Source organism: Candidatus Deferrimicrobiaceae bacterium (assembly GCA_036504035.1).
GTDB lineage: Bacteria > Desulfobacterota > Deferrimicrobia > Deferrimicrobiales > Deferrimicrobiaceae > JANXPS01.
In genome coordinates, this window is the sequence record DASXVV010000006.1 from 441032 (window position 1) to 467162 (window position 26131).

The 26131-nt window shown below is 67.7% G+C and carries 18 protein-coding genes; 2 read left to right on the forward strand and 16 right to left on the reverse strand.

Going from position 1 to position 26131, the window contains the following annotated elements; all coding sequences use genetic code 11:
- Positions 1-147: 147 nt before the first annotated feature.
- The 7 genes from VGK27_03335 to VGK27_03365 all read right to left on the reverse strand — a co-directional run bounded on the left by VGK27_03335 (position 148) and on the right by VGK27_03365 (position 9723).
- Positions 148-1080 carry a peptidyl-prolyl cis-trans isomerase gene (locus tag VGK27_03335; GenBank protein HEY3489140.1) on the reverse strand — a complete coding sequence of 311 codons (933 nt, stop codon included), beginning with the start codon at positions 1078-1080 and terminating at the stop codon, positions 148-150.
- 47 nt (positions 1081-1127) lie between these two features.
- Positions 1128-4595 (reverse strand): transcription-repair coupling factor, encoded by a 3468-nt coding sequence (gene mfd, locus VGK27_03340; protein ID HEY3489141.1) that lies wholly within the window; start codon positions 4593-4595, stop codon positions 1128-1130.
- A complete protein-coding gene (gene nadA, locus VGK27_03345; protein ID HEY3489142.1) occupies positions 4595-5512 on the reverse strand; it encodes a quinolinate synthase NadA in 918 nt (305 codons plus the stop codon). Before nadA ends, mfd begins: the two co-directional genes overlap by 1 nt.
- Positions 5513-5706: 194 nt before the next feature.
- The gene (locus VGK27_03350) at positions 5707-6258 is read right to left on the reverse strand and encodes a nucleotidyltransferase family protein (GenBank protein HEY3489143.1); all 552 of its coding nucleotides are present in this window, start codon (positions 6256-6258) and stop codon (positions 5707-5709) included.
- On the reverse strand, positions 6224-7075 hold the full coding sequence (locus VGK27_03355; protein HEY3489144.1) for an XdhC/CoxI family protein: 852 nt from the start codon (positions 7073-7075) through the stop codon (positions 6224-6226). Before VGK27_03355 ends, VGK27_03350 begins: the two co-directional genes overlap by 35 nt.
- A 12-nt stretch (positions 7076-7087) precedes the next feature.
- Positions 7088-9262, reverse strand: coding sequence for a xanthine dehydrogenase family protein molybdopterin-binding subunit (locus VGK27_03360; protein HEY3489145.1), 2175 nt, complete (start codon positions 9260-9262; stop codon positions 7088-7090).
- Positions 9259-9723, reverse strand: coding sequence for a (2Fe-2S)-binding protein (locus VGK27_03365; GenBank protein ID HEY3489146.1), 465 nt, complete (start codon positions 9721-9723; stop codon positions 9259-9261). Before VGK27_03365 ends, VGK27_03360 begins: the two co-directional genes overlap by 4 nt.
- Positions 9724-9890: 167 nt before the next feature.
- Here VGK27_03365 and VGK27_03370 point away from each other — a divergent pair, with 167 nt between their 5' ends.
- Entirely contained in the window at positions 9891-10871 is a 981-nt protein-coding gene (locus VGK27_03370; GenBank protein HEY3489147.1) for an aldo/keto reductase, read from the forward strand.
- Here VGK27_03370 and VGK27_03375 read toward each other — a convergent pair.
- Genes VGK27_03375 through gyrA form a run of 7 tightly spaced genes read right to left on the reverse strand, consistent with a single transcriptional unit; the run spans position 10849 to position 19723 of the window.
- Positions 10849-11691 (reverse strand): carbohydrate ABC transporter permease, encoded by an 843-nt coding sequence (locus VGK27_03375; GenBank protein ID HEY3489148.1) that lies wholly within the window; start codon positions 11689-11691, stop codon positions 10849-10851. The genes VGK27_03370 and VGK27_03375 overlap by 23 nt on opposite strands.
- Positions 11692-11693: 2 nt before the next feature.
- Positions 11694-12623 carry a sugar ABC transporter permease gene (locus tag VGK27_03380; protein ID HEY3489149.1) on the reverse strand — a complete coding sequence of 310 codons (930 nt, stop codon included), beginning with the start codon at positions 12621-12623 and terminating at the stop codon, positions 11694-11696.
- The gene (locus VGK27_03385; GenBank protein HEY3489150.1) at positions 12620-13651 is read right to left on the reverse strand and encodes an ABC transporter ATP-binding protein; all 1032 of its coding nucleotides are present in this window, start codon (positions 13649-13651) and stop codon (positions 12620-12622) included. The genes VGK27_03380 and VGK27_03385 overlap by 4 nt, the downstream gene beginning before the upstream one ends.
- A gap of 26 nt (positions 13652-13677) precedes the next feature.
- A complete protein-coding gene (locus VGK27_03390) occupies positions 13678-15105 on the reverse strand; it encodes an ABC transporter substrate-binding protein (protein HEY3489151.1) in 1428 nt (475 codons plus the stop codon).
- A 59-nt stretch (positions 15106-15164) separates the two neighbouring features.
- Entirely contained in the window at positions 15165-16205 is a 1041-nt protein-coding gene (locus VGK27_03395) for a hypothetical protein (GenBank protein HEY3489152.1), read from the reverse strand.
- A gap of 2 nt (positions 16206-16207) precedes the next feature.
- On the reverse strand, positions 16208-17218 hold the full coding sequence (locus VGK27_03400) for an NAD(P)H-dependent glycerol-3-phosphate dehydrogenase (GenBank protein ID HEY3489153.1): 1011 nt from the start codon (positions 17216-17218) through the stop codon (positions 16208-16210).
- 3 nt (positions 17219-17221) lie between these two features.
- Positions 17222-19723 carry a DNA gyrase subunit A gene (gyrA, locus tag VGK27_03405; protein ID HEY3489154.1) on the reverse strand — a complete coding sequence of 834 codons (2502 nt, stop codon included), beginning with the start codon at positions 19721-19723 and terminating at the stop codon, positions 17222-17224.
- 201 nt (positions 19724-19924) lie between these two features.
- On the opposite strand from gyrA, the gene VGK27_03410 reads away from it, so the two are divergent.
- Positions 19925-23359 (forward strand): PAS domain S-box protein, encoded by a 3435-nt coding sequence (locus tag VGK27_03410; GenBank protein HEY3489155.1) that lies wholly within the window; start codon positions 19925-19927, stop codon positions 23357-23359.
- Between the two features lie 98 nt (positions 23360-23457).
- Here VGK27_03410 and VGK27_03415 read toward each other — a convergent pair whose 3' ends face one another.
- Positions 23458-25071 carry a fumarate hydratase gene (locus tag VGK27_03415; protein ID HEY3489156.1) on the reverse strand — a complete coding sequence of 538 codons (1614 nt, stop codon included), beginning with the start codon at positions 25069-25071 and terminating at the stop codon, positions 23458-23460.
- 79 nt (positions 25072-25150) lie between these two features.
- Positions 25151-26131 (reverse strand): Tim44 domain-containing protein, encoded by a 981-nt coding sequence (locus tag VGK27_03420; GenBank protein ID HEY3489157.1) that lies wholly within the window; start codon positions 26129-26131, stop codon positions 25151-25153.

Genomic DNA, 26131 nt, shown 5'->3' on the forward strand with positions numbered 1-26131 from the left:
GATGCGGAAAGGCCTTATGCCGATTCCCGGCAGGCAGGCGGTGAAAATGGAACGGGGACACCGCGGCCCGTCAATCACGGTGCCGGCCGGTGCCCCCGTTCGAGGTGGCGCGATCCTTCCGGAACAAACGGAAGGGTTGGTAACCGATTAACGGCCCGGAGTGCCGTGCGCCGGAGGCATGGCGCCCTGGGAAGGACCGGCGCCCTGCTTCATACCGGCCGGCGCCTCGGACCCCATGCCGGGAAGGGGGGCGATGTCGCTCTCCTTGATCATCAGGCGAACGTTGCCCTCTTTCTTGAGCCGCTGGACCAGCTGGTCGAACGCTTCGCGCTGGACCCGCTCGCGCATCTCGCCCGCAAGCTGGCCCTTGACCTCGTCGAAGCTGCGGGTGCCGGCCGGGCGTTTGTCCTCGACCCGGATGATGTGGAAGCCGTAGGTGGTCTTGACCGGCCCGACGACCGTGCCGGGGGCCGCGGCGAATGCGGCGGCCTCGAACTCCTTCACGAAGCTGCCCTTCTCGATGAAGCCGAGGTCGGCCGAAGTCCCGCCCTCGGCGGTTGCCGCCTTCATCAGCGCGTCGAACGGCTCACCCGCCTTGGCCTTGGCGGCCACGGCGTCGGCCTTGCCCTTGTCCTTGAACAGGATGTGCTTGACCCGGACCCGTTCGCCGACCTGGAAGGCGGCGACGTTGTCGTTATAGAACTTGCGCAGCACCTCGTCGTTGACCGCGGCCTTCTCGGTCACCTCGCGCAGGAGCGATTCGAGCACGATCGAACGGCGCGCCTGCGCCAGCTTCTCCTGGACGTCGGGGCGACGGTCGATGCCGCGGCGGACGGCCTCGCGCATCAGCAGGTCGCGGGTGATCATGCCGTCGAGCAGCTGAATCTTGCCGCCGGGCGTGTCGAGGATCGGGCGCAGGTAAGGCGGCAGGTTCTGCGCCTCCTTCTCGAGCGAGGCCTCGGTGATCTTCGCCCCGTTGACCACCGCGAGCGTCTTGCCTTCGCCTTTTCCCTTGGGAGCGGGGCTGCAGCTCCAAAGGAACGGAACGGCGACCAGGACCACGACCATCAGCTTGCGCATGCCGGTATTCTCCTCTTTCTTGATATGTGAAATGGTTGACAGAAACTCTATATGTTACTTCCCGGGGCAAAGCGGTTCAACAGCTTTCTGGCCGACGACAGCACCACACCGGGCGCGTCGCTCTCGATCCGCATCGCCAGCACCTCGCCGCGGACGAAGGAGAAGGTGCCGCGCTCTTTCGTCACCCAGCGCACGAGCTGCGACCGGTCGACCTCGGCACGGGCCGACAGCGTGAGATATAGCGCCTTTTCCCCGCGCTTGAGCTCCTTGACGCCTCCCTCGCGCATGGCCACGCGCAGGCGCGACAGGTCGCACAGCGCCTCGGCCGGATCGGGGAGCCGCCCGAACCGGTCGAGCAGCTCGAGCTCGAGCTCGTCTCCCGCCTCGACGGTGCGCACCTTCGAAAACCGGCGGTAGAAGTCGAGCCGGGTGCCCGCCTCGAGGATGTAGTCGTCGGGGAGGAACGCCGGGATCCGGAGGTCGAGCTCGGGCTCCTCCTCGGCGAGCGAAGCGTTGCCGGAGATTTCCTGGACCGTCTCGGCCAGGAGCTGCGTGTAAAGCTCGTAGCCCACCTGGTGGATATGCCCCGACTGGTCTTTCCCCAGCAGGTTGCCCCCGCCCCGGATCTCGAGATCGTGGCTGGCGATCTTGAAGCCGGAGCCCAGCTCGGTCAGCTCTTCGAGGACGGAAAGCCGCTGCACGGCCTCCTTCGTCATCGCGACGTCCTTGGGGACCAGGAAGTAGGCGTAGGCCCGGTGCCGGTCGCGCCCGACCCGGCCGCGCAGCTGGTAGAGCTGCGACAGCCCGAACCGGTGCGCCTGGTTGACGAGGATCGTGTTGGCGTTGGGGATGTCGAGCCCCGACTCGATGATCGCGGTGCACAGCAGGAGGTCGGTCCGCTTCGAGGCGAAGTCGTCCATCGCCGTGGCAAGCGCCACCTCATCCATCTGCCCGTGGGCGACGCCGATCCGGACGCTCGGGAGGATCTCGCCCAGGTAGCGCGCCAGCGCCGGCAACGACTGCACCCGGTTGTGGACGAAATAGAGCTGCCCGCCGCGGTGCACCTCCCGTTCGACCGCCCCCTTGATCGTCTCCTCGGAGAACGGCAGGACGAAGGTGCGGATCGAGAGCCGGTCCTCGGGCGGCGTCGCGATCACGCTGATGTCGCGGATGCCCGAGAAGGCCATGTGGAGCGTGCGCGGGATCGGCGTGGCCGAGAGCGTAAGGATGTCGACCGAGGCGCGCAGCTTCTTCATCTTCTCCTTGTGCGCCACGCCGAACCGCTGCTCCTCGTCGATGACGACCAGCCCGAGCGCCTTGAAGGCGATGTCCTTCTGGAGCAGCCGGTGCGTTCCGATGACGATGTCGACCGTGCCGTCGGCAAGCCCCTTGACCGTCTCCTTCTGCTCGTCCTTCGACCGGAAGCGCGACAGGATGTCCACCCGGACCGGCGTGGCGGAAAGCCGGGACTGGAAGGTGCGGTAGTGCTGCTCTGCCAAAACCGTCGTGGGGACCAGGATCGCGACCTGACGGCCGTCCATGACGACCTTGTAGGCGGCGCGGATCGCGACCTCGGTCTTGCCGTAGCCGACGTCGCCGCACACCAGCCGGTCCATCGGGCGCGCCGAGGTCAGGTCTTTCAGCACCTCGCGGATGACCGTTTCCTGGTCGGGCGTCTCCTCGTGCGGGAAGGCGGCCTCGAACTCGCGGTAGGTGGCGTCGGGCGGGGAGGCGGGCGGCCGCGTCGCGATCTCGCGCTTGGCCTGGAGGTCGATCAGCTCCTGCGCCATGGCGAGGAGGGAATCGCGCACCTTCTGCTTGGCGCGCTGCCAGGCGGTGCCGCCCAGCTTCGCGAGCGTCGGGCGGCTCTCCTCGGAAGCGATGTAGCGCTGGACCCGGTCGAGCTTCCCGACGGGGACGAAGAGACGGTCGCCGCCCGCGTACTCGAGCACGAGATAGTCGCCCTCGACGCCCCCGGCGGCCCGCCGGAGCATGCCGCGGTAGACGCCGACGCCGTGGTCGACGTGGACCGCGAGGTCGTCGATGCGCAGCTCGCGCAGCGTGAACTCCTCGACCGGCGCCGTCGTGGCCTTGCGCGCACGGCGGTTGCGCTGCTTCTCCCCGAAGATCTCGGCCTCGGTGACGACGCCCACGGAAAGCTCGGGGCAGCGGAAACCGCGCGTCACCTCGGAGCAGCACAAAAAGACGCCCCGGTCCGCGGACATCGCCTCGGCCAGCGTCTTGCCCGTCGAGAAGGGCAGCGCGTAGTTGGAGAGCAGCTCCTCCATCCGGTCGGTCTGCGAGGGGGAAAGCGACGAGATGACGAAGCGGGCGCCCCGCTTCCACCAGGCCTTGCCCTCGGTCGCCAGCGGCAACAGCAATCCCTCGGAGGCGGAGGCGACCGTCACGCGACGGATCTCCTCGTTGCCCTCGATCTCCATCATGCCCCGCAGGGCGTCGCGCCTGTCGAACGGCGCCAGGTCGAGCGCGTCGAAGCTGACCAGCGGCGCGTCCTTCAAGTGGACAGAGAGCGCTTCGGGCGGGAGAAACAGTTCGTCGGGCGCCGGCAACCCGGCCTCCTGCCCCGAGATCAGGAAGTTGTCGGCCCCCTCGTCATAGGCTGCGCGCACGGCGGCCTTGCAAGCGGACGCATCGACGGCGATCGTCACCGTCCCGGGCGGCAGGTATTCGAACAACGAAGACGAGCGGCCATAGAGCCGGGGCAGCAGCGCCTCGATGCCGTGGAAACGGATGCCCTGGCGCAACGCCTCCTCGGAAGTGTCGGAGAGCCCGCCCCCCGCCAGCGCAGCCGCCACGTATTCGGGCTGCAGAAGGACCTGCGAACAGGGGACGACGACCAGCGTCTCGCCCGTGCCGCGCGTCCGCTGCGTCTCGGGATCGAACCAGCGGATCTCGGCGACACGGTCGAAGTCGAGCGTCACGCGCGCGGGATAAGGATGGGCGGGGCTGTAGATGTCGACGATCCCGCCGCGCACCGCGAAGTCGCCCGGGTCGGCCGCCGCCGGCAGACGCGCGTAGCCCAGCGCGGCCAACCGTCGGGAAAGCGCCTCGATGTCGACCTCGACCCCCGGGGAAAGGCGCAACACCGCCTCCTGGAAGATCTCGGGAGGGAGCGTCTTCTCGATGAGCGTCGCCGCGGTCGCGACCACGATGACCGGCTCGGCATCCGACAGCCGCAAGAGGGTCCGCATCCGGTCGTGCACGGCCGGGCCGAACGGAGGCGACGCCTCGTAGGGCGCGACCTCGGCCGACGGAAAGGAGACGACCCGGTCGGCTCCGGCGTAGGCCGCGACCTCTCGGCACGTCTCTTCCGCCTCGGCGTCGGTGGGCACCACGAACAGGAGGGGCCGCGCCAAACGGGTGCAGAGAGCGGAGGCGAGGAAGGCGCGGGCGCCGGGCGGGACCTTCAGCAGCTGGATCGCCGGCGACGCAGCCGGGTCGGTCAGCGCGACGGCGACGTGCTCGAACGACAGGACGGGATGATCGGAAAACATCAATCGCGGGGGATCCGGATCATCGCCTCGAGCGCCAGGACGGCCTTCTCGCGGATGTCGGCCGGCACGGTCACGGACGGGGAGAGGGTAACGAGCGACGCGCGGACGTCCTCGAGCGTGGTCAGCTTCATGTTGGGGCAGACGAGCACGCGGGAAGCCAGGTGGAACGCCTTGCCCGGGTTATCGCGGCGCAGCTTGTAGAGGATTCCCATCTCGGTGCCGATGATGAATTCTTTCGCCGGCGACTTCGCGCACCAGGAATACATCCCGGCGGTGGACAGCACCGCGTCGGCCATCGCGACCACCTCGGGCCGGCACTCGGGATGGACCACCACCGGCGCGCCCGGATGCGCCGCCCGTGCCAACTCGATGTCGGCCGGCGTCAGCCGCTCGTGCGTCGGGCAGTAGCCGTCCCACCACGAGAGTTTCCGCCCGGTCTTTTCGGCTGCGTACTGCGCGAGGTTCCGGTCGGGGACCATGAAGATATCGCGGTCTTCCGGGATGGAGCGGACGACGTTGACCACGTTGCCCGAGGTGCAGCAGATGTCGGACTCGGCCTTTACGTCGGCCGACGAGTTGACGTAGGTGACCACGACGGCCCCGGGGTGTTCCGCCCGCCAGGCGCGAAGCGCTTCGGCCGTGACCATGTCGGCCATCGGGCAGCCGGCGTCGATGCGCGGCAGCAGCACCGTTTTTTGCGGGGCGAGGATGAAGGCGCTCTCGGCCATGAAGTGGACGCCGCAGAAGACGATCACGTCGGCCGCAGACTTCGCCGCCTCCTGCGAGAGCGCCAGCGAGTCACCGGTGATGTCGGCGATCTCCTGGATCTCGTCCCGCTGGTAATTGTGCGCCAGCAGCACCGCGTTGCGATCCTTCAAGAGGCGGCGGATGTCCGCCTTGAGCGCTTCCTGTTCCATCCCCGGGACGTTCTCCTCAAACGTAGTATTCGGTTCAAACGACAAGAGCCGGGAGGCGTTGATCCGCGCCCCCCGGCTTGCCGGTTGCCTATGCCCTTAATATATCATCCCTGCCGGCGGAAGGTCCGCCGCGCCCGGGCCCGCCTACTTCTCGACTTGCCTACGCCTCTTGGACGGCGGGGGGCGCAGGATAATCAAACCAGGCTCGCTGCGTGCATCTCCTTCAGGCGTTCGTAGTCCGCCGGCGTGTCCATGTCCAGGATTACGCCCGCGTCCGGAACGTCCAGCAACCGCACCCGGCCGGCATCCCGCCCGACCACGTCCCGCAAGGTCGAAAGACCCGACAGCTCCTCGATGACCGGGCGCGGGAACAGCGTCGGGTGGCCTTTCCGGCCTGCGTGGACGGGGATCACGATCCGGCCCGGGTCGGCGTAGTACGCGGCGCAGATCGTGCGGATCGTCTTGGGCGCGACCAGCGGGTGGTCGGCGAGGCAGATCATCACCGCCCGTGTGGACGGGTCGATCGCGACCAGCCCGGACCGGACCGATCCGGCCATGTCGCTTTCGGGGTCGCGGTTGCGAACCACCGTCACGCCCAGCGGCGCGACCGTCGCGGCGACCGCCTCGCCGTCGGGCGCGGCGACGACGACCGTCACCTGCTCGATCCCGGCCTCTCGCAGGGCGCGGATGCAGCGGACAACCGCGGGAACGTCACCCAGCGGCAGGAGCGGCTTGCAACGCCCCATCCGCCGCGAAGCTCCCGCGGCGAGCAGGATCGCCTGTACGCCCGGCACCATCATTTTCCCTCCTGGCCTCGATGAGCTGCGCCACGATGCTCGCCGCGATCTCCGCCGGCGTCTCCGCGCCGATCGGCAATCCGACCGGCATGACGATCCGGTGCGTGTCCGACGCGGGGAATCCCTCCTCGGCGAGCGTGCGCAACAGTGCTTCCCGCTTCCGGGCGCTGCCGACGACGCCCACGTACGCGGCCGGCGTGGCCAGCGCGGCCCGGACCGCCTCGAAATCACTCCGGTGATCCGTCGTCGCGACGACGATGAACGTCCCCGCGTCCACCGGAACTTTCGAGAGCGCGAACGCGGGATCGCCCACGATCGTTTCCTCCGCCTGGGGAACCCGTTCGCGGGAAGCGTATTCGGGACGCGCATCGGTCACCGTCACCCGGAAGCCCGCCAGACCGGCCGCGGCGGCCAGCGCCTGCCCCACGTGTCCGGCGCCGAAGACGAGCAGCCGGGGGGCGCACAAAACCGGCTCGACATAGACGAGGAGACTTCCGCCGCAGACGAAGCCGTGCGCCTCGGTCAGGGTGAAGCTCAGCATGCGGGGGCGGCCCGTCGCGAGGATCTCGCGCGCCGCGTCGATCGTTTCCGCCTCGACCCGCCCGCCGCCGACCGTCCCCAGGATCGAGCCATCGGCATGGACGAGCATCTTCGCCCCCGCCTTCCTCGGCGCAGAGCCGGAGGTCTCGACGACCGTCGCCAGCGCGGTGGGCAATCCCTCGCGCGTCGACTGGAGGAGCGCCTCGTAAAGCCGGAGATCGTCCATCCTCTTTGCCTCCTACGCCTGACGCCGGGCGGCGCGGATCGCGTCGCCCGTCAGCGGGAGCGTCCGCAGGCGGATGCCTATGGCCGCGAACAGCGCATTGGCGACCGCCGGAGCCACGGGCGGAACCCCCGGCTCACCCACGCCTCCGGGCGCTTCCGTGCTCGGAACGATGTGCACCTCGACCCGGGGCGCCTCGTGCATCCGGAGGACCGGGTAGTCGTCGAAGCTGCCCTGCTCCACCCGGCCTTTCTTGAGCGTGATGGCCCCGTAGAGCGCGGCTGACAGGCCGAAGGCCACCCCGGATTCCATCTGCGCCTCGATGATGCCGGGATTGACCACCTCGCCGCAATCGATCGCGGTCACGACCCGGAGGACGCGCAGCTCGCCGTCGGCGTCCACCGAGACCTCGGCGACGTGCGCGATGAAACTTCCGAACGATTCGTGGACGGCGATCCCGCGCCCCCCCCCCTTGGCCATCGGCTTGCCCCACCCGGCTTTTTGGGCCGCAAGCTCGAGCACGCCCCGATGGCGGGAGCCGGGCGGGAGCAGCGACAGGCGGAACGCGAGCGGATCTTTCCCGGCGGCCCCGGCCACCTCGTCGAGAAAGCTTTCGACGACGAAGGCATTGTGGGAGTGCCCCACGGAGCGCCACCAGAGCACAGGAACCCCGTTCCGGGTCGAATGCAGGTCGACCTGGAGGTTCGGCACCTCGTAGGGGAGTTCCTTCGCCCCTTCGACGGAGGTCTCGTCGATCCAGTCCTTGCCCGGGTCCGGCATGAACGGGGTCCCGCCCAGGATCGACTGCCCGACGATCGTATGCGTCCAGGAGACCGGCTTCCCCGCAGCGTCGAGCCCCGCGGCGATCCGGTCGCGCCACATGGGTCGATAGAATCCGCCCCGCATATCATCCTCCCGCGTCCACACCACCTTTACAGGCGCATTTGCGCCTTTCGCGACGTGTACCGCCTCGGAGACGAAATCGGAGGCGGGATTGGCCCGACGGCCGAAGCCGCCACCCAGGAGCGTTGTGTGGAGCTTGACCTGTTCTTTGGAGAGGCCCGAGATGCGCGCCGCGGCGTCGCGATCCCACGTCTGCGCCTGCGACCCGGTCCGGATCTCGCAACTGTCTTTCCGGAGATCGACGAAGCAGTTGAGTGGCTCCATGGGGGCATGCGCCAGGTACGGCACCTCGTATTCCGAGACGATCCGTTTCGCTGCGCGAGGGAACGCCTGCGCCGGGTCGCCCTCCTTCCGGGCGACGACGCCGGGCTTCTCCGCCAGCCTCCGGTATTCCTCCCGCATCCCGCCGGTCGACAGCGTCGCCCCCGCCCCCTCGTCCCACGTCACGTCGAGCGCCTCCCGCCCCTTGTTCGCCGAGAAGAAATCGACCGCGACGACCGCGACGCCCGACGGGATCCGAAAAACCTCCTTTACGCCGGGGAAGGCTTTCGCCCGTGTCGCGTCGACCCGAACGACCTTGCCGCCGAAGACCGGCGGGCGGGCGACGACGGCGGTCAGCATCCCGGCAGCGGAAACGTCGAGACCGAACTGCGCCTTCCCCGACACCTTGTCCGGAGAATCCAGCCGGGCGATCCTTTTTCCGAGCAACGTCCGCTCGCCACGCGCCTTGAGCCGGACCTCCTTCGGGACAGGCACTTCCGCCGCCGCCTCGGCCAGCGCGCCGTAGGCGAGCGACCGGCCGTCGTCGTGAAGGACCCGGCCGTTCACGGCCCGGCAGTGCGAACGGTCCGTTTTCCACGTTTCCGCAGCGGTGCTGACGAGCATTTCCCGCGCCGTGGCGCCGGCCATCGAGAGCCGTTCCCACTCGGTCCGGACGCTGGTGCTGCCGCCGGTCACCTGCGTGCCGTACTTGGCGTGGTTATAGGCGGGATCGACCGGGGCGGGCTCGACGTGCACCGACTTCCAGTCGCACATGAGCTCCTCGGCCACGAGCATGGGGAGGCTGGTGTAGACGCCTTGCCCCATTTCGGACTTGTTGACCACGATCGTCACGACATCGTCCGCGCCGATGCGAAGGAAGGCGTTAGGGGCAAACAGTGCCGGGAGTGCCTTTGCTCCTTCGGAAGCCCCCGGAAAGGGAAGCCGGAATCCGAGCACGAGACCGCCCCCGAGGGCAAGGCCGGTCTTCAGCAGATCACGCCGGGAGAGGGAGACGATGCCGGTCATGCCGCACCTCCCCGCCCCGCCTTGCCTGCGGCGCGCCGGATCGCCTTCCGGATCCGCGGGTAGGTCCCGCAGCGGCACAGGTTCGGATCCATCCCCGCGTCGATCTCGGCGTCGCCCGGGTCCGGGTGTTCCGCGAGCAGCGCGGCCGCCCGCATGATCTGTCCCGGCTGGCAGTAGCCGCACTGGGACACCTCCTCCGCGATCCACGCCTGCTTGACGGGGTGATCCTCGGCGATCCCCTCGATGGTCGTGATCTTCCGTTCGCCCACGTCCCCCACTGCGACCTGGCAGGAGAACTCGGCCTTGCCGTCGATGTGGACCGTGCAGGCGCCGCACAACCCCTCGCCGCAGCCGAACTTGGTCCCGGTCAGGTGGAGGTGGTCCCGGAGGACCCAAAGGAGTGGAACATCGGGCGAGACGTCGGCCTGGTGCCGTTTTCCGTTGATCGTCAGAGGAATCATCTGGACCTCCTTATCCGGACGACGGGTTGAATTTCGGGATACCGGAACAATATACATTCATCCGACGTTTCCGGCACACGCGAATTCTCTTGCACCCGCGCGCCGACCCCGAGCGTCCAAAGGAGCGAGGAAGCGGTGCACCGACAGGGCGCTTTCGGGAGGCAACCATGATCAGGCGCAAGCTGGGAGATTCCGGGATCGAGGTTTCTCCACTGGCATTCGGCGGAAACGTGTTCGGCTGGACGCTCGACGAGTCGGCGTCCTTCCGGATGCTCGACGCGTTCGTGGACGAAGGGTTCGACCTGGTCGACACCGCGGACGTCTATTCGAGGTGGGCGCCGGGCAACAGCGGCGGCGAATCGGAAACCATCATCGGCAAATGGCTCCGGAAAAGCGGCAACCGGAACCGGATCGTCCTCGCCACCAAGGTCGGCATGGAAATGGGACCGGGGCAGAAAGGCCTCTCGCGCGGCTACATCCTGCGCGCCGTCGAGGATTCCCTCCGGCGGCTGGGAACCGACCGGATCGACCTGTACCAGGCGCATCTCGACGATCCGGAAACGCCGATCGAGGAAACGCTCGACGCCTTCGGCATGCTGGTCCGGCAGGGGAAGGTGCGCGCCATCGGCGCCTCGAACTACACGGGAGAACGGCTCTCGGCCGCCCTCGAGGCCGCACGTGCCGAGGGGACGCTTCCCGCCTATGCCACGCTGCAGCCGCTCTACAACCTGTACGACCGTGCGGGATTCGAGACGGATCTTGCCCCGGTCTGCACGCGGGAAGGGCTCGGCGTCATCACCTTCTATTCGCTGGCGAGCGGCTTCCTGGCGGGCAAGTACCGGTCCGAGAAGGACCTGGCCGGGCACGCCCGCGCCGAGAGTGTCCGGAAATACCTGGATGCGCGCGGCCTTCGGATCCTCGAAGCGCTGGACCGGGTGGCGAACCACTACGCGGCGCCACCCGCGACGATCGCCCTCGCGTGGCTGATGGCGCGGCCGGGCGTCACGGCGCCGATCGCGAGCGCCACGAACCTGGACCAGCTTCACGACCTGGTGGCGGCCACGCGCATCACGCTCGACGAGAACGCGACGGCGCTTCTGGACCAGGCGAGCGACTATTCCACCGCTACTTCACCGCCCCCATCGTGAAGCCGGAGACGAACCGGTCGAGGAAGAAAGTGTAGACGACCGCGACCGGGATGCTCGCGATCAGCGCGCCCGCCATCAGCGGACCCCACTGGAACACATCCCCGCGCACCAGTTCGGTCGGCACCCCGATCGACACCGTCTTGGCCGCCGAGTCCGAGATGAAGGTCAGCGCGTAGATGAACTCGTGCATCGACAGCGTGAACGAGAAGACCACCACCGTCAGGAGTCCCGAGATCGAAAGCGGGAGCACGACCCGGACCAGCGCCCCCAGGCGGGAAAGGCCGTCCACCATCGCCTGCTCCTCGATGTCGCGGGGAATCGCTTTGAAGAACCCCATCAGCAGCCAGGTGCAGAACGGAATCGTGAAGGTCGGGTAGACCAGGATCAGCGACCAGAGCGAGTTCTGGAGCCCCCAGTCGGCCGTGAAGCGCGAAAGCGGGATGAACAGGATCGTCGGCGGGACGAGATAGGTGAGAAAGATGCCGATCCCCAATATTTCGCCCCACCGTCTCGCCCAGCGCGCGAGGCTGTAGGCCGCAGGAACCGCCAGCAGCAGCGTGACGGCCGCGACGGCCGCCCCGACCAGGAAGGTGTTCGACAGGTAGGTCAGGAAATGCGTCTCGGACAGCAACGTCCGCAGGTGGGAAAGCGTCGGCGGCTCGTTGAAGATGAAGGGGTTGTTCGCCGGGGCGTACAGGTCGTGGTCGCGCTTGAACGTCGCGATCACCATCCAGTAGAAGGGGAACGCGCTGAACGTGACGAACAGGAGAAGCCGGGCGTAGAGCCCGCCGCGCTCCAGATTTTTCCGGATTCCGCCCATCTTCAGGTCACCTCGGCGCGCCGCGCCATCCGGAGGAGCAGGGCGGCGATAGCCGCCAGCACGGGGAACATGAACAGCGAGATGGCCGCCCCCTGGGCGAGGTCGCCGCCCTCGATCCCCTTGAAGAAGGTCCAGGTCGAAAGCACCTGCGTGGCGTTGACGGGCCCTCCGCGCGTCAGGACGTAGACGACCGTCATGTCGGTGAAGGTGAAGACGATGCCGAACAGGAAGGCGATGGCGACGATCGGCAGCGTCAGCGGGATGGTGATCCAGACCGACTTCCGCCACCCGTGCGCCCCGTCGATCTCCGCCGCCTCGAGGATCTCGCCCGGGATGGCGGAAAGACCCGCGAGCTGGATCACGGTCGCCAGCGGCAGGAGCCGCCAGACGTGGACGATCACGACCGACGCCATCGCCAGCGTCGGGCGGCCGAGCCAGTAGATGTTCGACATCGCCCCGAAGAGGTCGCCCGGCTTGCCCAGGAGCCCCGCCCGGCGGTACAGCCAGTCGAAGGGGCTGTAGATCGAGTCGTACATCCAGAGCCAGCCAATCGCGCCGAGGGCGATCGGCGCCGTCCACGGCAGCATGACCAGGAAGCGGACCGCCCATTTCCCCCGGAAAGGCGTTGCGAGCGCCGACGCGAGCAACCGGGACAGGACGATCACGATCGACTGCGACAGCAGCGCGAAGACGAAGGTGTTTTTCAGGGCAAGCCGGAACACCGGATCGGCCAGCGCCGCCCTGAAATTGACCAGCCCCGCGTAGTGGTGGGAAGGGTCGCCCGTCGTCGCGTCGCTCAGGCTGTAGAGGACCGCCATGACGAGCGGGACGCCGATCATCGCGGCGATGTACGCCACCGCCGGGGCGATCAGGATCGCGGCGAGCATCCCCGTCCGGTCGCTGATCCCTCCCCGCTCCTCCGGACCGGTCACGACGACACTCCCTCCGACCGAAGGCCCGTCGCCGGGTCGAAGAAGCGGAGGTCGGAACGGGCCACATGAAACGGATAGGCGCGCCCCATCTCGACTGCAATGCCCAAGTTGGCGGGAATCCGGGACACCACCCGCTCACCCGCGCTCCCCTCGCCCAGCGTCCCGTAGACCAGCCGTTCGGCCCCAAGATCCTCGATCCAGGTCACATCGAGGGACCAGGTGACGGCGTCTGGCGGGATGTGCCCCGCGGCGGCGGGCAGAAACCGTTCCGGGCGGAAACCGACCAGCCGGTCTCCCTGGAGAACGAGATTCATGGGAGGGGACCCGAGAAATCCCGCCACGAAGATGTCGGCCGGGCGGTCGTAAATCTCCAGCGGCCGGCCCACCTGCCGGATCTTGCCCTGGCTCATCACCACGATCCGGTCGCCCAGCCCCATGGCTTCGACCTGGTCGTGGGTGACGTAGATCGTGGTGACGCCGATCCGACGCTGGAACTGCCGCAGCTCTTCCCGGGCGGAAACGCGCAGCTTGGCGTCGAGGTTCGAGAGCGGTTCGTCGAGCAGGAACACGCTCGGGTTGCGCACCACGGCGCGCGCGAGCGCCACGCGCTGCCGCTCGCCCCCCGACAGCTCCCTCGGCTTCCGGTCGAGCAGCCGGCCGATGCCGAACATGCCCGCCGCCGCCTCGACCTTTCCGGCGATCGCCTTTTTCTCGAAATGGCGCATCCGCAGCGGAAAGCCGATGTTCTCGCGGACCGTCATGTGCGGGTAGAGCGCATAACTCTGGAACACCATGGCGACGTTCCGGAGGCGGGGGGGAAGGTCGTTCACCAGGCGATCGTCGATCAGGACGTCGCCCCAGGAAGGCTCCTCGATCCCCGCGATCAGCCGCAGGAGCGTGGTCTTGCCGCAGCCGGACGGCCCGAGAAGGACCAGGAACTCGCCCTCGGCGGCCGACAGGTCCACGCCGTCCACCGCCCGGACTCCGTCGAACTGTTTCGAAAGCCCCCGCGCCTCGACCCGCGCCATCGATCCGCCTCCCGCCCGTTGGACCCCTAGCTGCGCCCTCCGACCAGCTTCTTGCCGCGCCATTTGGCGAAGATCGACCGGGCCTGGCTCGCCGCCCGGGTCACCGCCTCCTCGGGCCGCATCCCCTGCGCGGCCGACGCGAGCATGTTCGGGATCACGAAGGTCGAGAAGATCTCGCCCTCCGCCGGGTTGGCCGGCCCGGGATGCCCCAGGTTGGTACTCCACCGCTCGGCGTCCTTGAGCACCGCCAGCTTGCCTTTGGCTTCCCCGGGCAGGGCAAACGGGTCGTCCTCGAACCAGGCGTTGTGCAGGTCGCGCATCCGCTTCGCACCCGGAACCGGCTTGTATCCCCGGTTCCCCTTCGGGACGGGGGCGTCGAAGAAGGCGGGAGAGTTGTAGAGCTCGCTGTGGTACATCGCTTGGTCGTAATTCGCGACCAGGTCGAGCAGGAACTTCTTCGCCGCATCCAGGTTGTGCGAATATTTCGGCACGATGTACTCGTAGATCACGTGCTCGCAGTTGAATCCGGATCCGCGGGGCCCTTTGAGCGCCGGCGTGAAAAAGATGTCGCGGGCGATCTCGGGCACCTCCTTCTGTGCGGATCGGTAAGCCGAGATGGAGTTCAGGATGTAGGACGCCCGGCCGGCGATGAGCGCCTGGTTGTTCGAGACGGCGGTCCAGGAGAAGACCTCCGGCACCATCGCCTCCTTGTAGAGCCGCGCCATATACGCGACCGCCTCGACGGTATCGGGTTGGTCGAGCACGACGTTCTCGCGGGCGTCCTGGATGCCGCTGTCGTACGACCAGAGCAGCGCCCGCCCCGCCATGTTGGAGTCGAGTTCCTGCGACAGACCGATGCCGAGCTGGATTCCCTGCTCCCGCTTGATCTTGCCGCCGTAGACGACCAGGTCTTCCCAGGTGACCGGGCCGTCGGGCTTGCCCGCCTTTTCCCAAAGGCTCTTCCGGTAGTTTCCCGGGTCGATCGTCCAGCCGGGGACGAAGGCGTAGAACTTCCGGGTGTTCGGGTTATACGAGCTGCGGCGGCACAGCGGGTGCATCTTGCCGAACCGTTTTTCGGCCTCGCGCACCACGTCGCCCAGGTCTTGCACCGCGGGCTCGAACTGGGACGGCGGCGAGATCCACTCGATCAGGTCGTGTCCGCGGCCCGCGGCGATCTCGGCGGCCGTTCGCGCCGGAATCTCGGCGAGGTTGATGTGGTCCACCGTGACCGCAATCCCGTTGGCCCGGCCCCAGTCCGCGGCGTACCCGTCGTACCACGCCTTGTCGAAGCGGGGAACGAAGTGGGACCAGACGAGAATCCTCAACTCCTTCGACGCTGCCGCTCCGTATCTCGGGAAGAAGAAGTCGGGCGCGACGCCCGCCGCCAGCGCCCCAACGCCCGCGGCCCGGATGAATTCCCGCCGCGTCAGACCCTTTTTGCTCCATGCCGACATGACGACCCCTCCTTCCGGTCTTCAACTATTGTTTGGATATCGGCGGAGGTGGAACGGTTTCAGCGGGCGGGCGCCTTTTCGCCGGCGTTGCCCTTGAAGAAGACTTCGAACCGGAACGTGACGGCGGACACCGGGGAATACCCGCCCGTCGGGCCGCGCAGCCAGCTCTGGACCGGCTCGACCTCGGCGAAGAGCCATTCGCGCAGGATGGCCTGGCGGTAGCGCGCGAGGACGTAGTACGTGCTGACGATCGCCGCGGGGCGGGTAAAGCCGCTCATCCCGACGGCGAACGTCGTCGCCTTGCCCCGGCCGAGGGCATGGAGAACGCCCGGCTCGCTGTTCCACTCCATCCCGTGGGTGGCCTCGGTCGCCGTCTCGCTGTTGGCCCAGCGCAGCAGGTAATCGCCGGGCAGGCTGTGTTCGAGGTCGATCGCGGTGGATTGCCCGAGCCCGTCGCGCGTGCGCCAGAACACGTTGGGCGAAAAGCGGAGCAGGGTGTTGTCTCCCAGCGGCAGCGCATAGCGATAACGCGCCCGGGTATAGAAAACGAACGGCAGCTTGACCAACACGCCGGCCCCGATGTCGGCCTCGGAACGGCCCTTGTGCAGCAGCTCGTACCGGATCTCGGTCGAGGATTGCGACAGGACGCCGCTCGTCGGGAGCCCCTGGACGGCCGTCGCGTCGCGGTTGATCCCCAGCGCATCCTCGAACGTCTCCGCCGAGAAGACGATCCGCAGCTTCCGGCTCAGCTGTGCGAGCCGGATGTTGGCCCGCAGGTCGGTCCGGTACGTGAAAGCGCGGTCGGTGCCGAAGCGGAAGTTGTTCCGCCAGCGGACCGTCGACTCGGCGGGCGACGTAGGCTCGCGGGTCGTGTCGCCGAAGAAGTCGTCGAACCACTGGACCGTGTCGAGGGTGCTGCGGGACAGGTAGGCGTGGGTCCGGTCGACCCAGCTGTTGTCGCCGGGGCCGGGGTTGAGATAGTTCGAAACGGATTGCGGGAGGGAAACGTTGTCTTGCGGGGCGCCGGGCGGCGAATCCGGCCATGCGGGGCTCGCGGCGGCCGCCAGCAGGAGAATCACCCCCGCGAGCCGCCGTCGCATCGTCAGTCCCGTTCCATCTTGAGGTCGCGGGCAAAAAGTTCGGAAACCGCCGTCCGGACGTCCTTCCCCTCGTGGAGGATGCGGTAGACCTGCTCGGAGATCGGCATCGGGACGCCCGTGCGCTGCGAAAGCGTGAACGCCGCCTTCGCCGTGTTGACGCCCTCGGCCACCATCGTCATGCCCGAGAGGATGTCGGCGGGCTTCTCCCCGCGCCCGAGGCGCATGCCGACCGTGCGGTTGCGGGACAGGTCGCCGGTGCAGGTGAGCACCAGGTCGCCCAGCCCGGCGAGCCCGGAGAACGTCTGGTGGTGCGCCCCGAGGTAGACGCCGACCCGGGTGATCTCGGCCAGCCCGCGGGAGATGAGCAGCGCCCGGGCGTTGTGGCCGAAGTCGAGCCCGTCGCACATGCCCGCCGCGATCGCCATCACGTTCTTGAGCGCCCCCCCGACCTCGACGCCGACGACGTCGGTCTCGGTGTAGACGCGGAAGCGGTTGGCGGAGAACGCCGCCTGGAGCCGGCGCGCCACCGAGATGTCGCGGGCGGCGACGGTCGCCCCGGACGGCTTTCCCTCGCCGACCTCCCGCGCGAACGTGGGCCCGGAAAGGACCGCCGGCCCCTGGACGTGGGCGGGCAGCGTCTCCTCGAGCAGCTCGCTCATCCGTTGCAGCGAGGACATCTCGAGCCCCTTGGTCAGGGAGACGGCGCAGCAGCCCGGCAGCATGTGCGGGGCGCAGCGTTGCGCCACCGCGCGAAGGTGGTCGGACGGGACGACGAAGGCGACGATCGATTTGCCGGTGACGGCCTCGGCAAGATCGTTCGTGGCGCGGACGGATGGCGGAACCGGGATGCCGGGGAGGAATGCGGCGTTCTCGCGGTCCCCGTTGACCTGAGAAACCACGGCGGGTTCGTGCGCCCAGAGGGCGACGTCGCCGTGCCGTTGCGAGAGGAGGATGGCGATGGCCGTCCCCCAGGAGCCGGCCCCGACCACGGCGATCTTTTCCGCCGCGTACACGCCCTAGGCTTCCGTTTCCGGCGTATCCGGCGCTTCCGGGTCGCCGTTCTCCACGGGTGCTTCCGGGTCGCCCTGCTCTTCCTTCTCGGCCAGCCGCGCGAACGACACGACGCGCTGCTCGTCCCGGACGTCGATCAGGCGCACGCCTTGGGTGTTGCGGCCGATGACGCGGATCTGGCGAACCGGCATGCGGATGATCATCCCGCCGTCGGTGACGATCATCACGTCGTCGTCGGCGGCCACCTGCGCCACGCCGACCACGCTTCCGGTCTTCTCGGTCACCTTGAGCGTGATGATGCCCTTCCCGCCGCGCGACTGGTTCCGGTATTCCTCGACCGCAGTGCGCTTGCCGTAGCCCTTCTCGGTGACGGTGAGCAGTGACCCATGCTGATCGAGGATCTCCATGCCGACGACCGCGTCGCCCGCTTCGAGCGCGATGCCGCGGACGCCGACCGCCCCCCTGCCCATCGACCGGACGTCGGTCTCGGGAAAGCGGATCGACTTGCCTTGCCGAGTGGAGAGGGAAACCTCGTCGGATCCGGAGGTGAGCGCGGTTGCGATCAGCCGGTCGCCCTCGTTGAGCCCCATCGCGATGATGCCGCCGGTGCGGGGGCGCGAATAGTCCATCAGGCCGGTCTTCTTGATGACGCCCTGCGCGGTCGCCATCATGATGAAGCGGCCCTCGACGAATTCGCGCACCGGCAGGATCGATGCGATCCGCTCGCCCGGGGACAGGGGAAGCAGGTTGACGATCGCCCGCCCCTTGGCCACGCGACCCGCCTCGGGCAGTTCGTGGACCTTGAGCCAGTAGACCTTGGCCTGGTCGGAGAAGAACAGGACGTAGGAATGCGTGGACGCGATGAACATCGTCGACACGAAATCCTCTTCCTTGGTCCCCATCCCGACCTTGCCCTTGCCCCCGCGCTTCTGCGCGCTGTAGAGGTCGATCGGGTTGCGCTTGATGTAGCCCGTGTGGGAGACGGTGACGACCATCTCCTCGTCGGCGATCAGGTCCTCGATCCGGATGTCCTTCATGTCGCGGACGATCTCGGAGCGGCGCGGGTCGGCGTACTTCTCGCGGACCTCGCGGAATTCCTCGCGGATGACGCGCAGCAGCTCGGACTCCTCGCCCAGGATCTTCTTCAGGCGCTTGATCTCTTCGAGCACCTCGGCCAGCTCGGCCAGGATCTTGTCGCGCTCGAGGCCGGTGAGCCGCTGCAGCCGCATCTCGAGGATCGCCTGGGACTGGACGGCCGAGAAGCCGAAGGTCGCGATCAGCCCCTCCTTGGCAACAGCGGCGTCCTTCGAGGCGCGGATCAGCTTGATCACGGCGTCGAGCCGGTCGAGCGCGATCTTCAAGCCCTCGAGGATGTGTTCGCGCGCCTCGGCCTTGGAAAGAAGGAAGATGGTCCGGCGCGTGACGACCTCGCGGCGGAAGAGGAGGAACTCCTCGAGCAGCTCCTTGAGGTTCATCGTGCGCGGCCGGTTCTGGACGATCGCCAGAAACTGCACGCCGAACGACGTCTGCATCTGCGTCTGCTTGTAGAGGTTGTTGAGGACGACCTCGGAGACGGCGTCGCGCTTGAGCTCGATGACGACCCGCATCCCTTCGCGGTCGGATTCGTCGCGGATGTCGGAGATTTCCTCGATCGCCTTGCTGCGCACCAGGTCGGCGATCTTCTCGATGAGGCGCGCCTTGTTGACCTGGAACGGCAGCTCGGTGATGACGATGTGCTCGCGGTCGCCCTTCTTCATCTTTTCGATTACGGCGCGCGCGCGGATCTGGACGCTGCCGCGGCCGGTGCGATAGGCCTCGCGCACATGCTCGAGGCCGTAGAGAATGCCGCCGGTGGGGAAATCGGGCGCCGGGACGAACGCCATCAGCTCGTCGATCGTGACGGCGGGGTTGTCGATGAGGGCGACCAGCGCATCGATCACCTCGCCCAGGTTGTGGGGCGGGATCGAGGTGGCCATGCCGACCGCGATGCCGGCGGCGCCGTTGACGAGCAGGTTGGGGATGCGGGCCGGCAGCACTTTCGGCTCGTCGAGCGACCCGTCGTAGTTGGGCCCCATCTCGACGGTCTGCTTGTCGATATCGGACAGCATCTCGCCCGCGATCTTCGACATGCGCGATTCGGTGTACCGCATGGCGGCCGCCGAGTCGCCGTCGACGGATCCGAAGTTGCCTTGGCCGTCGATCATCGGGTAGCGCAGCGAGAAGTCCTGCACCATGCGGACGAGGGCGTCGTAGACCGAGCTGTCGCCGTGCGGATGGTACTTGCCGATGACGTCGCCGACGATGCGGGCGGACTTCTTGTACGGCTTGCCGTACTCGTTGCCGAGGTCGTGCATCGCGAACAGGATGCGCCGCTGGACGGGCTTGAGGCCGTCGCGGACGTCGGGCAGGGCGCGCCCGACGATGACGCTCATGGCGTAGTCGAGGTAGCTCTGGCACATCTCGTCCTGGATGGTGCGCCGGAGCGCCGGCTTGTGAGTAGCGTCCATACGGTGCGGTGACTCCTCGTGGAATGCTCGGGCAGGATTGAACGGTTATTCTATCACGTATGGGGGGTTACGGTCGCGCGCCAAGGCGCGCCGATCACGCGTGCGGCGGGCGCTTCCTCTCGCTTTTGATCTGCTGGACAGCCCCGGAAAAAAGGTATCCTTAAAGCAGTGCCCGCGATATTCGACAAGCCGAAGGGAACCATGTCCACGACCCGCATCCGCCGGTTCTTTTCCGGCCTCCGGGGCCGGATGCTGCTCCTCGTCCTGGCGGCGATGCTGCCCGCGCTCGGGCTCATCTTCCACACGGCGCTGGAGCAGCGAAACGACGCGATCTCCGAAGTGCAGACGCACGTCCACGAGATCGCCGGCCTGGCCGCCTCGGAAGAGAGCGCGCTCATCGCCGGCTTTCGCCAGCTGCTCATGGTGCTGTCCCGCCAACCCACATTCCGGACCGGGAGCCCCGACGAATTCCGGCGGATCGGCGGCGAGCTGATCCGCGACGACCCCCGCGTCCACAACATCGCCCGGATCGATCTCTCCGGCAACACCGTGGCCAGCGTCCTCCCGTTCACCCCGCCGGTTAGCGTGGCCGACCGTCCCTATTTCCGCCATGCGCTTGCCACCGGCGGCTTCTCCGTCGGCGACTACCAGATCGGCCGCATCTCCGGAAAATCGACGATCAACTTCTCCTATCCGATCCGGGACGACCGGGGGAAGATCGTCTCCGTCATCTACACCGCGCTGGACCTCGACTGGCTCAACCGCGGGCAGGCCGAGAAGACCGGGCATGTGCCTCCCGGCGCCACGCTCTCGCGGATCGACCGGAACGGCATCGTCTTCGCCCAGTACCCGGAAACGCCCGGCTGGCGCGGCGCGAAGTTCCCGGTTCCGGAAGTGCTCCGGTCCGTGCGGAAAAAGAACAGCGGCGCCGTCGAGGCGGCGGGGCCGGACGGCATCCCGCGGCTTTACGTGTTCAGCCCGATCGAGCGGCCCGCGGGGTCCGGGGCGGCTTACGTTCTTCTCGGCGTCCCGCGCGACCTGCTTTTCGAGAAGGGCAACCATCTCCTGCGAGTGCGCCTGACGGGACTCGGCCTCGTGACGATTTTGGGCATGCTCGCGGCGTGGTTCGGCGCCGAGGCGACGCTCCTTCGCCCCGTTCACTCTCTGCTCGAAGCAACGCGCCGGTTCGGGGCGGGCGACCTGACGGCACGCAGCGGATTGCCCCACACCAATGGCGAGGCGGGATTGCTGGCGGCCGGCTTCGACCGGATGGCCGAATCGATCGAGAGCCGGGAATTTGCGCGACGGCGAGACGAAGCGCGGCTGGCCACGGCGACCGCGCAGCTCCGCGCGATCTACGACGCCTCTCCCGACATGATCTTCGTCCACGCCGAGGACGGGAACGTCATCGATGCCAACGACCGGGTAGTCGAGACGCTTGGCTGCACTTCGGACCGGTTCATCGGGCAGATGATGCCCGACTTCATGGGCGGCGGGTACCTCGTCGAAGGGGCGATGGACCTTATCCGGGAGACGCTCGCCGGGGGAACCCCCGAGTTCGAATGGGCCTCCCGCCGGGTGGACGGCTCCGACTTCCCGACGGAGGTCCGGCTTCGCCGCTTCGAGCGGGTCGGCGACGACGGCGTGTCCCACCCTTGCGTGCTCGCGTCCATCCGGGACATCTCCGAGCGGAAGCGGCAGGAATCCGCGCGCCGGGAGGCCGAGCAACTGTACCGGACGCTGGTAGAGACGCTACCGGATGCCGTGACCGTCACCGGCATCGACGGCGACATCGAGTATGCCTCACCGCGGGCGCTCGAGATCTACGGCGCGAAAAGCGAGTCCGATGCGATCGGAACCTCCTTCCTTCGCTGGATCGACCCGTCGGACCACGAGAAGGCACTTGCCAACCTTCGCAACGTCATGACGGGAGCGGTCTCCCCGAACGACAACGAGTACCGGCTGCTCCGGTTCGACGGCACGCATATCGTCGGGGCGATCAACGCGAGGCCGTTGCTCGACGCGGAAGGGCACGTCAAGGGCATGATCGCGACGACGCGAGACACGACCGACCGCAAGCGCCAGGAAGAGGCGCTGCATCGCAGCAACGCCCTGTTCCAGGCGCTGATCGACGCCTCTCCGCTCGCGATCGCGACCCTGTCTCCCGAAGGCGAGATCCGGAGCTGGAACCCTGCCGCGGAGCGGATCTCGGGCTGGCTTGCCAAGGACGCCATCGGCCGGAAGTTGCCGATCAACCCGGAGACCGCCGACCCGGAGTCGCTCGCGATCATGCGGCGGATCCTGACCGAGGAGAAGGTCACCGGCATGGAGCTTCCGCGGCCCCGTGCGGACGGCACGCTCTCGGTCGTCAATTTCTCCTCGGCGCTCCTGCGGGACTCGGCCGGCGCAGTCGAGGGGGTGCTGCTGCTCGGGGAGGACATCACCGCCCGGAAAGAGGCGGAAACGCAGCGGGAGACGCTCGAGGCGCAGCTCCGCCAGTCGCAGAAGATGGAGGCGGTCGGACAGCTCGCGGGGGGCATCGCGCACGACTTCAACAACCTGATGACCGTCATCCTCGGGCAGGTCGACAGAATTCGGAAACGGTGGCATGAGCCGGAGCTCCTCGATTGGATCGGCGACATCGGCAAGGCGGGGGAGCGCGCCGCGATGCTGACGCGCCAGCTGCTCGCCTTCAGCCGAAGGCAGCTCCTTCAGCCTAGAGTCGTCGACCTCAATGCCGTGCTCGACGACATGCGCTCGATCCTGGGACGGCTTATCGGGGAGAACTATCCCCTCGACCTGCGCAAGGATCCCGCACTCTGGCCGGTCCTGGCCGATCCCACCCAGATCGGTCAGGTCGTCGTCAACCTGGTCGTCAACGCGCGCGACGCCCTGGCTGACGGCGGGGAGATCCGGATCACGACGAAAAACATCCCGGCGAACGGGCACGGCCGGGCCGGAGGCACCGCCCTTCCGGCCGGCGACTGCGTCCTGCTTTCCGTGCACGACGGCGGGGTGGGGATGGACCCGGCCACGAAGGCCCGGTTGTTCGAGCCGTTCTTCACCACGAAAGAAGTCGGGAAGGGGACCGGCCTCGGCCTCTCGACGGCCTACGGGATCATCATGCAGAGCGGGGGCGCCATCGCGGTCGACAGCGCGCCGGGGGCGGGAACCACCGTCGACATCTACCTTCCCCGGTCGAAAGACCGGCCGGCCGAGCCGCTGCGCGACGATGCGGTCCGGGAGCCGCCGCACGGCCGCGCGACGCTGCTCCTGGTCGAGGACGCCGACCATGTGCGCGGGATGGTGCGGGAGCTCCTCGAGGAATACGGGTACGCGGTACTCGAGGCGCGTCACGGCGCCGAGGCGCTGGTCGTCGCCGCCGCGCAGGACGGGCCGATCGATCTGCTGCTGACCGACATGGTCATGCCCGAGCTGGGAGGCCGGCAGCTGGCAGAAGCGTTGCGTGCAGCGCGTCCGGGGATCCGGGTGCTCTTCATGTCCGGATATGCGGAGGATGCCCGGCTGCGGAGCAACGAATCCACCCGCGACTTCTTCTTTCTCCAGAAACCGTTCTCGCCCGAGACGCTCGGCTGGAAGATCCACGAAGTGCTCTCGGCCCCTTGCCCCCGATAAAGGCGGACGCCGCATCGAAACGAGACGGGCGGGAGCCCCCTTTTCGGGGGTCCCGCCCGTCGTCTTTTCGATGCGCCCGATTCCGGGCGATGCCTTCGCTACAGGCCGAGCTGCTTGAAGAAGTCGTTCCCCTTGTCGTCCACCAGGATGAACGCGGGGAAGTCGACGACATCGATCTGCCAGACCGCTTCCATGCCCAATTCGGGGAAGTCGATGCACTCCACCTTCTTGATGTTCTCCTCGGCGAGCAGCGCCGCGGGGCCGCCGATCGACCCCAGGTAGAAGCCGCCGTACTTCTTGCAGGCGTCGGTCACCTGCTGGCTGCGGTTCCCCTTGGCGATCATGATCATGCTGCCGCCCTGCGACTGGAGCAGGTCGACGTAGGAGTCCATCCGGCCCGCGGTCGTGGGCCCGAAGGAGCCCGACGGCTTGCCCTTGGGCGTCTTGGCCGGGCCCGCGTAGTAGATCGGGTGGTCCTTCAGGTACTGCGGGACACCCTTGCCGGAATCGATCAGCTCCTTGAACTTGGCGTGCGCGATGTCGCGGCCGACGACCAGCGTGCCGTTGAGCAGCAGCGGCGTCGAGACGGGGTGCTTCGACAGCTCGGCGCACACTTCCTTCATCGGCCGGTTGAGGTCGATCTTGACGCCGTGCTCGTGCTTGCGGCGATAGGCCTCGGGGATGAGACGGCCGGGGTTGCGGTCCATCTCTTCAATCCACAGACCGTCCTGGTCGATCTTCGCCTTGATGTTGCGGTCGGCCGAGCAGGAGACGCCCATGCCGACCGGGCAGGAGGCGCCGTGGCGCGGCAGGCGGACGATGCGGACGTCGTGGACGAAGTACTTACCCCCGAACTGCGCGCCGATCCCCAGCTTCTGGGCGGACTTGAGGACCTTCTCCTCGAGCTCGAGGTCGCGGAAGGCCCGGCCATGCTCGTTTCCCGTGGTCGGCAGCGAGTCGTAGTATTTGGCAGATGCCATCTTCACGTGCTTGAGGCACGCCTCGGCGGAGGTGCCGCCGATCACGAACGCCAGGTGGTAGGGCGGGCACGCCGCGGTGCCCAGCGTCTTCATCTTGTCGACCAGGAACTTTTCGAGCGTGGCGGGATTGAGCAGCGCCTTGGTCTCCTGGTAGAGATAGGTCTTGTTGGCCGACCCGCCGCCCTTGGCGACGAAGAGGAACTTGTAGGCCGCGCCCTCGGTCGCGTAGAGGTCGATCTGCGCAGGCAGGTTCGTGCCGGTATTCTTCTCTTCGTACATGTCGAGGGCGACCGTCTGCGAGTAGCGGAGGTTCTCCTCGGTGTAGGTCTTGAAGACGCCCTTGGACAGGTATTCCTCGTCCTTCGCGCCGGTCCAGACCTGCTGGCCCTTCTTGCCGACGATGGTCGCCGTGCCGGTGTCCTGGCAGGTGGGCAGCTCGAACTGCGCCGCCACCTCGGCGTTGCGGAGGAACGCGATCGCGACGCCCTTGTCGTTCATCGACGCCTCGGGGTCGGAGAGGATCTTCGCGACCATCTCGTTGTGCTCCGGTCGCAGGAGGAAGGAGACGTCGCGCATCGCCTGGTTGGCGAGCACGGTCAGCCCCTCGGGATCGACCTTGAGCACATCCTTGCCGTCGAACTTGGAAACGGAGACGTAATCCTTCGTCAGCAGCCGGTACTTCGTTTCGTCCTTCCCCAGCGGAAAGGGATCCTGGTAGACAAACTCGGGCATCGTCGTTTCGCTCCTTTTCGAGTGTGGTCAATCGCGGTCGTTCGAGGATGTTCGCCGATTATATCCATTTTATCGAGGATCAGGCGGACTGGGAGATCGCCGACAGCTTCCAGCCACCGGCGCCGGAAGGCCGGGTGAACGTCCAGTACTCTTCGAAGAGCACGGGGTCGTTCTGGCTGCCGGAAACGAGCGCCCCGGCCTCGTCGACCACGTAGTCGAGCAGGTTGGCCCGGAAGAGGACGGTCACGTAATCCTGCCCCGGCTCCTGCCACGCCTCGACGATCTCGACCTTGCGCATCGCGATGTTCTCGAGCCGGTTGAACTGCTTCCGGGCGCGCAGCGCCTCGGCCTCGACCTGGAACTCGTCGCGCACTTCGGGCGTGAGAAGTGCCGCCACGGGGGAGACGTCCCGGGCCGCGAAGGTGCCCTGCACCTTGAAGAAGAGGCCGGTCGCCGTGTCGTCGCAGAAGCGCTGCGCGTCGAACGCCGGGTCGAGCCCACGGATTCCCGCGATGCCAGCCGCGACGTCGCCGCCTCCCGGCGACTCCTGGTACCGCTGCTGCCAGTCGGACGCGGCCGGCGGCTGCGGCTCGCTGTCCACGGCGCGCGGCCCCGAATAGCCGGTCGGCGCTTCCGGCTTCCGCGCGAACAGCATCTTGTACGCAAGGTAGCCGAGGCCGCCCACGACCAGGATCTCGAAAGGCCCGATGCCGGAGCCGCCGCAGCCGCCCATCCCGCCGCCGTGGCCGAACAGCGAGCCGAACAGCATGCCGCCTAGCAGGCCGCCCGCGAGCCCGCCGCCGAAGCTGCGGAGGAAGCCGCCGCCCGCCGGCGCGGGGGCAGGAGCGGAAGCCGGCGCCCCGGGCGACGGCGTCGGCGCCACGCTCGGGGCGGATCGGTAGGGCGTCGACGAAGGCGAGGAGGGCGACAGCGAACGGCCGCCCCGGCTGCCGAAGGAACGACTCCCCCCTCCGAACCGGGCCTCGGCGGGCACGACCTGATAAAGGACGAACAATGCGGCGGCGAGCAGCAGACAGAAGATCGTGGCGGATCGGCGCAT

Coding starts and splice junctions, on each gene's coding strand:
- VGK27_03335 (HEY3489140.1), bottom strand. CDS start 1,080: ATGCGCAAGCTGATGGTCGTGGTCCTGGTCGCCGTTCCGTTCCTTTGG.
- VGK27_03365 (HEY3489146.1), bottom strand. CDS start 9,723: ATGATTCCTCTGACGATCAACGGAAAACGGCACCAGGCCGACGTCTCG.
- mfd (HEY3489141.1), bottom strand. CDS start 4,595: ATGTTTTCCGATCATCCCGTCCTGTCGTTCGAGCACGTCGCCGTCGCG.
- VGK27_03395 (HEY3489152.1), bottom strand. CDS start 16,205: ATGCGACGGCGGCTCGCGGGGGTGATTCTCCTGCTGGCGGCCGCCGCG.
- VGK27_03415 (HEY3489156.1), bottom strand. CDS start 25,071: ATGCCCGAGTTTGTCTACCAGGATCCCTTTCCGCTGGGGAAGGACGAA.
- VGK27_03410 (HEY3489155.1), top strand. CDS start 19,925: ATGTCCACGACCCGCATCCGCCGGTTCTTTTCCGGCCTCCGGGGCCGG.
- VGK27_03390 (HEY3489151.1), bottom strand. CDS start 15,105: ATGTCGGCATGGAGCAAAAAGGGTCTGACGCGGCGGGAATTCATCCGG.
- VGK27_03385 (HEY3489150.1), bottom strand. CDS start 13,651: ATGGCGCGGGTCGAGGCGCGGGGGCTTTCGAAACAGTTCGACGGAGTC.
- VGK27_03375 (HEY3489148.1), bottom strand. CDS start 11,691: ATGGGCGGAATCCGGAAAAATCTGGAGCGCGGCGGGCTCTACGCCCGG.
- nadA (HEY3489142.1), bottom strand. CDS start 5,512: ATGGAACAGGAAGCGCTCAAGGCGGACATCCGCCGCCTCTTGAAGGAT.
- VGK27_03420 (HEY3489157.1), bottom strand. CDS start 26,131: ATGCGCCGATCCGCCACGATCTTCTGTCTGCTGCTCGCCGCCGCATTG.
- VGK27_03360 (HEY3489145.1), bottom strand. CDS start 9,262: ATGACCGGCATCGTCTCCCTCTCCCGGCGTGATCTGCTGAAGACCGGC.
- VGK27_03350 (HEY3489143.1), bottom strand. CDS start 6,258: ATGGGGCGTTGCAAGCCGCTCCTGCCGCTGGGTGACGTTCCCGCGGTT.
- VGK27_03355 (HEY3489144.1), bottom strand. CDS start 7,075: ATGGACGATCTCCGGCTTTACGAGGCGCTCCTCCAGTCGACGCGCGAG.
- VGK27_03370 (HEY3489147.1), top strand. CDS start 9,891: ATGATCAGGCGCAAGCTGGGAGATTCCGGGATCGAGGTTTCTCCACTG.
- gyrA (HEY3489154.1), bottom strand. CDS start 19,723: ATGGACGCTACTCACAAGCCGGCGCTCCGGCGCACCATCCAGGACGAG.